The following is a 10,998-nucleotide window of genomic DNA, read 5'->3' on the forward strand; positions in this document are numbered from 1 at the left end:
CGTTGACAGTGGCATCTAGCACTTGCTTTATTACCTGATGGTAATTGCCAATAGAAAAGGTCTGATAAACCTTTTTTTGAGTCTTATCCCAATCAACCTGATATGCAGTTTTCTCATAAATTTGACTAATAGTGTCAGCAATGGCTTCTGGTGATGATTCACAAGTCCAGCAATCAACACCAGGCTCAAAAAACTCCTCCAGGGCTGGTGTAGACATTGTCAAACAGGGAATACCAAGCGTTAACGCTTCAATCAGTTTATTGGGAACAGCCGCCTTTGCTTTTTCAGTATCACCAAAAATACCCAAAGCAAGATCACAATCCTTGATCAGATACTGGGGTAATGAGGAGTCAACAAACTTTAAATCTTGACGTAGGGTAACCACCTCACCTAGCCCTAACTGATCAATTTGAGTTTCATAGATTTTAACCAAATGCTCTTGTCCTTTAGCCGGAACACCAAACAGCTGGCAGGTAAAGTCGACATTGCAAATATGCAATTTGTGCAAAGCCCCAAGAATATTAGAAACTCCATGACTAGGAATCAAGGTTCCCCACCAACAGATATGCAAGCATTGCGTACGAATTCTCTGATGTTGAAATCTGGCTAAACCTGGCTTATAGAATAAAGGAGCAATCAAAATTTTCTCTTCTGACAAATTGATGTCAAAAATCTTTTCCCAGTAACTTAGCTCGTAACGAGAAAGATGCACAATGTAGTCAGCTTCTGTAAGCGCTAATCGCTCAGTCTTATAGAGTAGCCGAGCAGCAGCAGTATTTTCAGAGATTTCCTGCCTTTCACGCACTAATGTATCGTAGGCTGAAATATACATTTCAACTACCAGCTTTGTTTTAAATAAGCGCTTTGCCCATACTACAGGACGAATTAGCTCACTATTCAGTGGTAATAGATAAATAACATCTGCCAGTGCTGCTTTAATAAGCAGCTCAACTAGATAGTATCCAGAAAAAACAATACGTAGAATCTTAGTAAGAAAATCTTTTTTCTCACCTCTTTCATAGAAAAATTCAGGCGATATAATCGATATTCGATAGCCTGAGTCTAGCAAATATTTCACTAGGTTTTCAGAACGATAAGCTCCAAAGAGATTTCCATATAAAAGAACTTTCAACCTCTGCTTATTAATTGCCATAGTCGTTATTACCTAAAGAAGGTAATTATAATCCAAGGCCAACAAGCTTAAAAGTTTTTACCTTACTAGCATATCTATTAATCAGCGAGAAGATTGCAATGGCATGGCCAAAATTCTAACAAACGCAGAGAGAACTACCTTTATCTGTCTTAATAGCTGGGGATGATAATAAATAGAAAGCCCCAGATATCTGAGGGCACGTTGAGACTTATAGCTCTCTTGTAACTGTGGGGTTTTGGGTGCATCTAAAAGCTTAAATAGCAGATATTTATAAAAGTTTGACAATGCTCTAGATCTCGTTAACTGAGAAGAATCTAATGTTTGAGAGAATGCTTTGTCAATCACAGCTAAGCCACCTGCTTCATGCCTATCCAAAAGAAATGATTTTGAGTGTGTGGCAATCCTATACTTCACATGCACCTTTGGAACAACCACAAATGGATAATGGAGAGATAGACGAATCCACAGATCCCAGTCCTCACAGGTCCGTAGGGACTCATCAAAACCACCAACCGCTTCTAATGCACTATGCCGAATCAAAGGGTTAGACCCACTTTCTAGAAAACTACCCAGCAACAGTTGCTGATGAACCTTTCCCTGAAAATTACAGTAGTAACCTTTACGTACAAACTCGCCAGTCTGGTCAATATAGTCAGTCCAACTATAGGCAACAGCTGCTTGAGACTCACTCTGAAGAGCTTCTAGCTGATCTGCCAACTTATCCGGCAGCCACAGATCGTCTGAATCTAATAGAGCAACAAACTCACCACTTGCATGTCTAAGACCACGGTTTCGGCTAGCCGAAACGCCTGCATTAGGCTGAGTCAAAACCGTCAGACGATCATCATCCAATGTCTTAAGAATATCTAATGTATCGTCTGTGGAGCCATCATCAACGACAATTATCTCTAGGGTAGAGTAAGTCTGCTCAAAAACAGATCTCAGCGTATTTCTAATAGTTGTTTGACAGTTATAGGCTGGAATAACAACTGTAATAAGCGGTGTGTTCGTAGACATAGTTACAGGCAACTGGTCAGGAGACATTACGAAGATACTGGAGACCGCTGATCAAGGTTGTTTTCTAAAAACAGGTCTTGTATTAGGTGAGAGACTTACGTTGTAAACGAGCCCATAATGAATATAGGGGGCTAATGGCACTACTTAGAAAAAAAATCATTTCACATCTGGCGACAACATTAGTGAAAACAAGTGTCTGGTTTTGGACTAGATGAAGTAGGGCACGCTTAAGACCACCAGCAGTGATCTTGGCTGCAAGCAGCAGCTGCTGCGCCAAGCTATCTGCCATAATTCGCCGTAGCGAGTAGATGCAGAGACCGCAGCCACGACTAAGTTTGATCAGATAACCAGCCTCCAAACGTCCTTCAGGGATGTGATGACTGACATGCATGTCTGGGTTATACCAAATTTTCCAACCCGCAAGATGCATATAGATTAAAGGCTCATAGTCGTCACCTTGCACCATTGAGCCTTTTATCCTGCCGCTTAACTTCGGTTGGGATGGCACGGAGTCTAGCCAAGCCTGTCGACAAACAACCCAAGCGGCTGAGGGAGGCAAGACCAGATTCTCAGGGTCATAGAGGTGCAGCTGATTTCCTCGTTCCCGAATCGCCAAGAAGGATTGGATCCGCTTAAAGTCTTCTGGAGGATCAACCTCGAATTGAGGGTGGATCTGTCCTCCATAGGCCCCTAGGTGAGGACAACTATGGCGAAAGGCATAGGCAGTAGCGACCCAGTCAGATGCTGGAATCACGTCATCGTCAATAAACCCAATCCAATCACTTTGGGCTACTTGCATACCTTGCTGACGGGCAAACGCAGCGCCTTGTTGCTTTTCAAAGGTGCAACGAAGATTCGGTGAACCAACCCACGTTGCCTGATACCTTTTGATTACCTGCTGAGTAGAATCATGGCTATTGTTATCAACAACTAAAATTTCCCACTGAATAGAGTCAATATTAATCTGCGATCGCAGCGCGTCCAACACCCTGGGTAATCGCTGAGCGCCATTATAGGTAGGAATAACAACTGTAAAATCAACCATCGTTTGATACGTAATACCTTACACAAGAGACGTTGGCTTAGATAAATAATATCCTTGTAGATAGCGAACGCCCAGGGCTTGGAGCTGCTCTACCATCTGCTGAGTCTCCACACCTTTTACAACTAGCTGCATGCCTCGCTGCTGGCTGAGCTTGACCCAAGCCAATACGTGGGAACTATCAGCAGCCAGCATGCTGGCACTGAGCTTCAAGCAATCAATAGAGCAGTGGGTAATCTCATCAAGCATACCGGCATCCTGGACGATCTCATCGATAGCAACTCGCAACCCTAGTATTTTCAGACGATTAATCAGCGTCTTAGCCACCGTCGACGAGTTTATTAACACCGACGCTTGAATTTCAAAACATAGGTTCTCAGGTTTCAGCGGGTAGCGGCTGAGCTGTTCCTCTAAAAAATCCAAAAAATTCGGATCACAGACACTGGCTGCTGACAAATTGATTGAATAAACGGCGTTTACGGCTAGAGAACTCAACCGTTCACAAACCTGCTGAATAATCCGCCGATCTAACGTTCGCATCAGTCCATAACGCTCTGCTGTAGGAAAGAAACTAGCAGGTACGGCTAGGGAGGCATTGGGAGAACTATGGCGTAACCGTAACAAGATTTCGTACTGACTAGGAACAGCGATATGATTCCTCGAAGGCGTCGGCGAAGTCAGGCTAATCACCGCTTGCTGGTACAGATCTAGCTGACGGCCTTCGAAAGCATCTGTCAGACGTTGGAGCCACTGTTGTCGCTCCGGTAGTTGAGTGTCATCTAAACGATTTTGCCAAAAGTCTTGATATGCCTTTCTTAGCAAAAATGCCGGACTGATTAAAGTACTCTTCAATAGAGAGCGCTCACAGGCCGCCACAGTATTCAAAGTACTCTGCCGAGGGCCATTTTTGAGATAATGGAGAGCAAGCTTACGTAAATCATTGGCAATATACGCAGGCACCTTAAAGAATCGCTGCCAATCTTGGGTCCCTAACCAACGGATATAAAATCGGCTTAATCCCACACAGCGCAGCAAGGCAACCAAATAGTCTTGTTGAAGTCGCTGCCTAGGAATTTGATGGGTAACCACCATATCGGAGTTATACCAGATTTCCCAGCCCGCTTTTTGAACATGCAGCATTGCCTCTAGGTCTTCACTAGCAAGACCGGCAGATTTCCCCTTATGGTTTAGAAACAAGCGTGGCGGGACTGCATCCAGCCAGACCTTTCTACGCACAGCTAAACCAGCAGCTGGTGGGAGAATTTTAGACTTAGGGCTATAGAGATGGGGCTTACTACCCCGCTCAACAATGGCTAAAAAGCAGGCAATATGGCCAAAACCCTCGGGTAGCTCTCCTTGGAAATTGCCATGAATTTGGCTACCAAACGCACCCGCCTGGGGATAAGCTTTGGCAAAGCGCTGTACATGACTCAACCAATCTGGCGCCGGAATGTTGTCATCATCGAGAAAAGCAACAATATTGCCGTGAGCTTCAACCACAGCTCGCTGTCTGGCAAACGCAGCTCCCTGCTCCGCAACAAAACAGTATCGCAGGGGAACATTCTGCAGCCAGGCTTGTTGATACTCTGCAACGACATCTGGAGTGCGATCGCAGCTATTATTATCACAAATAATCACTTCCCACGTCAGCCCTTCCGTACCTGACTGCTGTTTAAGCCGATCAAGCACCTCCGGAATCCGATCAGCACCGTTATAGGTGGGGATCGCAACCGTAATATCTAAACAGAGCGGCGCAACAACCGGGGAGTTAATTGATTTATTCGGTGGATAATCAACGGTCATCATGATTAGAAACCGCAGGTTTGATAGGTAGAAATAGTCACAATAGCTCTCACTTTTTACCCTAAGCTTCCAGCCCCAAGGCAGTTAAGCAACATCATGGATGCAGTCATCACCCCCAAACAACCAGCTTGTGAGCGGACGCTGGATATAGTCTTATTCCAATATCATCTTGAGCCACAAAAACGTAGAGGCCTTCACTCACACTATCCCCAAATTCATTACAACATACGACTCAGCCCCAGAAAAGTCATCTACAAGCAACTTCAGATGCCATCACCATAACAAGTGTCGACAATCCTCACACCGGATATGCCACCACGGCATTTCTAATGAATGACTTTTGTACTTAGTCAAACCTATTGCTCTGATAAAATCAGTTATTCACAGCCCGCCTCAACCAGTGGGACTTAACGTGTCAGGCATAGGGAGCATGAGGGTCATCAAGTCACAGCTTAAAATTTTTCACCACTCAGAATAAATGTGGGCACAATCGGCTTTAACACTTGATTTGAGCCACGGGTTTCTAAGCGACTCCCCCCTGTCTGCACCACCTCAATATTACGCACCTGAAGCTCAGCAAAACTTTCCGAGATGGCATAGAGTGATTGAAAGTTACTAGCCGTCGCCACTAAACGTCCACAGGCCGCTAGTTTTTCCCAAGCATCTGCTAGGAGAGGTTTTAAGTCTCGTCCCCCTTCAATCAAAATGGCATCAGGCACGTGGGGTAAACCATCAAAACAGCTAGGCGCATTCCCAACCACGACATCCACATTAGTCACCCCAAAGCGCTGACAATTTTTTTTAATCAGTGCGGCAACATCTTGATCTCGCTCTACAGCGACAATGGCACCGTGGGGACAAAGCAGTGCAGCTTCTACTGTAATAGTCCCCGTACCTGCACCAATATCCCAAAGGACAGCCTCAGCCCCAAGCCTCAGGGCACTCAGCAAAGCCAGCCGGACTTCCCGCTGACTCATGGGAATACCGGGCAGCTGTTCAAAAAGCTGGTCAGGAATACCGGGAGTTACATAGGGCCAGAGGGGCTCCATTGAATTTTGCCTTAAGACGCTGGAATAGCCTGAGGATAGCGCTGTTCTGGAAGACTGGCTAGGGGCCTCCTAAGGCGACAGCAAAATCCTAAAGGTTTGCAATGTGGGATCCGCTAGGCCGCTCAAATGGGCACCACAGGCTTGAGCCACGGTTAAGCTATCGAGAATCTGCTCCGTAATGGGCTCACCGGGCATCAGCTGAGGAATGCCCGGGGGATAGATGCACACTGTCTCAGCACTGAGCGCACCAACAGCCTCCTCCAGTGCACAGGTCACACTGGAGGCAAAAAAGGCCTCGCGGGGCGATACCCCCGGCCTAGACACATTATGACAATGCTGAAATGACGGAGGCAGCTGGGTAGGAACATTAGTCACAGTGGAGGATGGCAGCTGTCTAAGCCCTTGGAGCAATTGCTGAATATCTTGTCTAGAGTTACCGAGACTAATAATAAATGTCAGCTGATGGAGAGTAGGTAATTCCGCCGTCACTCCCCGGTCATGAAGCCAAACATCAGCCTCAAAGCCGGTGATGCCCACAGCAAAGACATCTACGGTCAGACGAGTCAGATCCTGCTGAAAGCCATTGGTGCCAGCGGACACATTCAACACAGGTAGCGGAGACTCATGCAGCTGCGAACGGGCTAATTTTGCTAGGGTCAGGGTTTGTTCCATGAGGTCCCGTCCCTGGTTCGCCATTTGATGGCGGGCTGCATCTAAGGAAGCTAACAGTAGATAGCTGGGGCTACTGGATTGGGTCATACGCAGCGCCTGATTTAAACGATTGCGATCGCATCGCTCGCCCTGGACATGGAGCATGGCCGCCTGGGTAAAGGCGGCTAAAACCTTGTGAGCTGAGTGAATCACAATATCGGCCCCACCCCTTAGGGCCGTCGGTGGTAGCTCCCCATGAAAGGCAAAATGGGGACCATGAGCTGCATCCACAATTAGCGGCATGTCATACCTATGGACCACCGAGGCGATGGCGGCAATGTCGCTACAGACACCTTCATAGGTGGGAGACACCACAACCACCGCTTTGGCATCAGGATGCTGGCGCAGGGCTGCTGCTATCACATCAGCCGTCACCCCCAGCGCCAGCTGCCATCGTGGCTCATAGACCGGTGCTATCCACACAGGCATCGCCCCTGACAAAATCAATCCCGACAAAACTGACTGATGGGCATTACGCGGCACAATGACTTTATCGCCTGGGCCACAGGTAGCCAGCAACGCCGACTCCACTCCACAGGTAGACCCATTGATCAAAAACCAGGTTTGCTCAGCGCCAAAGGCCTCAGCCGCCAACTCCTGAGCGGCTAAAATCACAGACTCAGGCGCAAATAAATCATCTAGCTCCGGTAGCTCCGGCAGGTCCACGCGAAAAACAGCGCTACCAAACACAGTCTGGTGCAGAGATGATATCCCCTGACCTCTTTTATGCCCTGGCGTATAAAAAGCCGCGTGGTGACGAGAGGCAACATCCCACAAGGCATTCGCCAGGGGAGCACAGGACTGGGACAACATAGCAATCTCCATCGCAACAGGGTCAACTCATAAAAAAGCACTGAGGCTGTCACACAACCTCAGTGCCTACGTTGACAAAAACAGGAATACTAGCGCCAATCACTGACCGCCTAAACGGTCAGCAACACCAAACCATCCCGCATCTTAGCGACGAATATCCTTCGCCATATTACGGAACATATCCATACCAGAGCCCGTTTTCTTAGTAAATTTGGGTGCCTGGGGAGTTACAGGCTTACTGTCAGAGGTACTTTCCGTAGAAGAGGAGGCAGAAGCACCGAAGCTTGAGCCTGTATCCCCGACACTTTTACTAGCACTGGCGGAAACGCTCTTGACGCTTTCTAGCTCCTCCATACCCTTTTTCTTAGCGAATGTCCGACGGACAACCACTTCCTTGCGCATGTAATCGATATCGCCAAAAGTTTTGGCGTCATCTTCATCTAGGAAAAAAGCCTCTTTTGATTCAGGGCCTTTGTTTTTATTGCCGCCAAAAAGTCCAAAAAATCCAGCCATAGTTTTTTTATGTAACGAATGGTAGCCATTAGATACCTTTATATTAACTTTTATCAGACATTCTCAGAAACGTTATTTTTTTAAGTTTCGTAAATTTTTGGCGATTAATTATCTTTACAGTAAGACGCAAAGTCTTTGCATAGCAATAATCCAGCTATCTCATCAAGACGGCTGGATTATGCTCGTCAGTCAAGACGGCTGATAATTTTTATGAGCCTAACAAGACATATGTTAAGCCTGTTAAGCCAGCAGACCGGATATATTCCCTATCGTGTCTGCGAGAGCTACTAGCTCTAGACCTCCTAACAGGTTGCCAAAGGGTGTGTCCAAATTAACTGTAGCAACACCATCGTTGAGCGTTAGTTCACCAGTAGTTTGGTCAATGACGCTGGCCGCCTGCAGGATTAAATCATCCACAGATGCCGTCAGGTCAACTTCTCCCAGACTGCTAATAATGCTGCCATCGATCATCCCCGCATCGATCGTTAACTCACCCTGGAGATCTTCCGTTAAGGCAATCGCCACTTGACTGGCCAAAGGACCGATATCAAATTCTGCCGATACGGGTGTTGGCAAAATATTATCTACCGTTAGCGTTGCCATCCCATCGGCAAAACCCAGTTCTCCTGAAAACATATCAAGAGAGACATCTATCCCACCCAAAAGAGGTACACGCAATAGCCCTGCAGCCAGATCTAACTCTAGATCTACGTCGGAGAGCCCCGCCAACGCCACGGGCACATCAATTTGGGCATCCTCAGGAAATTCAATACTGGTATCCACAGTCCCGAAGGGAGTGGTCAAATCTAGATCTAGATCGCCCCCGGCAAAATCAATCGTCCCATCGACATCCCCCAATACTGTCTCAAAATCGACAGCGATGACGCCGTTAGTAAACGGCAGGGTCACCTCTGCTGTCGAAAAAAAGCTGGTGAGACTGTCGGTGAGAGCAGCCGTAACATCTAAATTCAGGGCATACCGAGCGCCGTCAACCAGCACATTGCCGGTAAATTGCCCATCAACCAGACTGGCACGCCCTGTGATACCAGATAAAAAGTCGCTGACATCACCCAAAAAAGCGTCCACCTCATCTGAGATATCGGTCGTGAATGTGCGAGTTGCACCATCCAACGTTAACTGACCCGATAGACTTGAGCCATTGATAGTGATAGTACCAACGCCTGTGCTTAACTCTTCTAAAAGCTCCACACCCTGCTCTAGGACGGGAGTAATGGCTAGGCTACTTAAGTCAGGGGCAAGGGTATTGATCAGATCGCTCACATCGGTCACTAAATCCAGGAATTCCTCATCCGAGAGGAACGGGACATTAATTTCAGTGAGTACATCAGCGATAGTCGCATCAGCAGGCAGATCAGCAATGAAGTTGACAATGTCCTGGATAAAGCCACTGACATTGACGGTATCTATCTCAACATTCAGCTCCTCTAGGGTGCCGATCACTAGCTCAGTGGTAGACTCAACCACTTGATCTACATCTGCGATCGCACCATTGGCAACCGCTGTCACGTCTGCCAACAAGCTATCAAAATCAATAGCTGCCAACGGCGACGTGAGTAGTGGATCCCCACTGGCAGAGCTATCAATGGAACCCGTCGCCAAATCTATATTTAAAGCGTTATCAAACAGCGATAAAACGTTCACGGATGCTTCCCTATACCGATAAACAACTCAAATGAACTCAATATCTTTGCGGTTGCAAAGGCATTGCTTAAAAGCGTTTCGTTTAACGTTGCCTACTACAGTCTAGGTCAGCTCTTCAGAATCGGACAGCGGGCTGCCTAAAGGTCAAAGCTCACTGCGATGTCGCTCTAACAAATCCAGCAGATCTACCTGACACTGAATCGGCACTAGATCGCTCAAGGGCAGAGACCGGCGACCACCGCCTAGTTTTACAGGAATTGCCTGCAACACTTCCACCACCCCCGTCTCAGAAAGATCGCGATCGGTCACCATCGGATAAAATTTTTCCGCCAGAGTAGTATGCAGCGATGTATCCCGCAGATACAAGTGCCATTTTGCAACATCGATATAGACTGTGTCGCCAATATCGGCGGCTAATGCTTCAATTACTGCTGCCGCGCCGGGATAAGCCATGGTATTTCGTTCTTTCTAGAGGAAAGTCATTCTGCAATCAGGGTAAAAGGTCTAGTTCCTGAAAGGATCGGTTCGTAAAATGCATTCACAAAGCTGTCGATTTACGACGAGGTCTTGTCTGATTCCACTAAAGATGTTGGGTAGGTTGCGATCGCAAATACCCAGACGCCATGAACCGCTAATAGCGCTACCCAGGGCAACGTTAGCTTCGGCAACCACAGCAACGTACCGGGCGTAAACTCATGAAAAAACCATAACCCTGAGTTAAACGCCGTAAACGCCGCCACATGAACCGCAAAATTCAATCGGTCTTCTAACTTACGGTAGGCTGGGTCAGCACGATCGGGTTTTCGTGGCCATTTGGGAGGCATAAAACACCAAAAAGATACATATAATCAATTAACCAATAGTATAGTCTCCCGATTTACCCCCAGTTTTACTGATCAGCCGAATACCCTCAATGTGCATCGATTTTTCCAACGCTTTCGCCATGTCATACAGGGTTAAGGCCGTTACCGATACCGCTGTCAGCGCCTCCATTTCCACACCTGTCTGACCCGCCGTCTTAACCATGGCCTGAATGTGATAGCCAGGACAGTCATGATCCGGCTCTAAACTAATTTCCACTGTCTTAATAGATAACGGATGACACAACGGAATCAAATTAGATGTTTGCTTAGCTGCCATAATGCCAGCAATTCGGGCCGTGCCCAGTACATCTCCCTTAGGCAAATCTCCCATCTGAACGGCCTCCATCGTGGCCCGAGTCATCCGCAGATAGC

General features: G+C 47.1%; 11 protein-coding genes. All 11 read right to left on the minus strand.

The window, feature by feature from the left end:
- Nucleotides 1-1,153: glycosyltransferase (locus tag IQ260_RS20080; RefSeq protein ID WP_193994872.1), on the minus strand; the 1,153-nt coding region annotated here is incomplete at its 3' end.
- 81 nt (nt 1,154-1,234) lie between these two features.
- Complete coding sequence (locus IQ260_RS20085; RefSeq protein WP_193994873.1) at nt 1,235-2,170, minus strand: glycosyltransferase family 2 protein; 936 nt, start codon at nt 2,168-2,170, stop codon at nt 1,235-1,237.
- 82 nt (nt 2,171-2,252) lie between these two features.
- Nucleotides 2,253-3,215 (minus strand): hormogonium polysaccharide biosynthesis glycosyltransferase HpsE, encoded by a 963-nt coding sequence (gene hpsE / locus IQ260_RS20090; RefSeq protein ID WP_193994874.1) that lies wholly within the window; start codon nt 3,213-3,215, stop codon nt 2,253-2,255.
- Nucleotides 3,216-3,233: 18 nt separating this feature from the next.
- Entirely contained in the window at nt 3,234-5,018 is a 1,785-nt protein-coding gene (hpsE, locus tag IQ260_RS20095; protein ID WP_193994875.1) for a hormogonium polysaccharide biosynthesis glycosyltransferase HpsE, read from the minus strand.
- Between the two features lie 449 nt (nt 5,019-5,467).
- Nucleotides 5,468-6,064 carry a precorrin-6Y C5,15-methyltransferase subunit CbiT gene (gene cbiT / locus IQ260_RS20100; protein ID WP_193994876.1) on the minus strand — a complete coding sequence of 199 codons (597 nt, stop codon included), beginning with the start codon at nt 6,062-6,064 and terminating at the stop codon, nt 5,468-5,470.
- A 69-nt stretch (nt 6,065-6,133) separates the two neighbouring features.
- Nucleotides 6,134-7,588, minus strand: a complete 1,455-nt coding sequence (locus IQ260_RS20105) for an aminotransferase class I/II-fold pyridoxal phosphate-dependent enzyme (RefSeq protein WP_193994877.1) — start codon at nt 7,586-7,588, stop codon at nt 6,134-6,136.
- Between the two features lie 144 nt (nt 7,589-7,732).
- Nucleotides 7,733-8,101 (minus strand): hypothetical protein, encoded by a 369-nt coding sequence (locus tag IQ260_RS20110; RefSeq protein ID WP_193994878.1) that lies wholly within the window; start codon nt 8,099-8,101, stop codon nt 7,733-7,735.
- Nucleotides 8,102-8,341: 240 nt separating this feature from the next.
- On the minus strand, nt 8,342-9,763 hold the full coding sequence (locus IQ260_RS20115; protein ID WP_193994879.1) for a hypothetical protein: 1,422 nt from the start codon (nt 9,761-9,763) through the stop codon (nt 8,342-8,344).
- A gap of 144 nt (nt 9,764-9,907) precedes the next feature.
- Nucleotides 9,908-10,216, minus strand: coding sequence for a DUF3181 family protein (locus tag IQ260_RS20120; protein WP_193994880.1), 309 nt, complete (start codon nt 10,214-10,216; stop codon nt 9,908-9,910).
- Nucleotides 10,217-10,317: 101 nt separating this feature from the next.
- The gene (locus IQ260_RS20125; RefSeq protein ID WP_193994881.1) at nt 10,318-10,587 is read right to left on the minus strand and encodes a 2TM domain-containing protein; all 270 of its coding nucleotides are present in this window, start codon (nt 10,585-10,587) and stop codon (nt 10,318-10,320) included.
- Between the two features lie 28 nt (nt 10,588-10,615).
- On the minus strand, nt 10,616-10,998 hold a 383-nt coding region (gene moaC / locus IQ260_RS20130; protein WP_193994882.1), incomplete at its 5' end, for a cyclic pyranopterin monophosphate synthase MoaC.

This window comes from Leptolyngbya cf. ectocarpi LEGE 11479, from assembly GCF_015207065.1.
Taxonomy (GTDB): Bacteria; Cyanobacteriota; Cyanobacteriia; order Phormidesmidales; family Phormidesmidaceae; genus Leptothoe; species Leptothoe ectocarpi.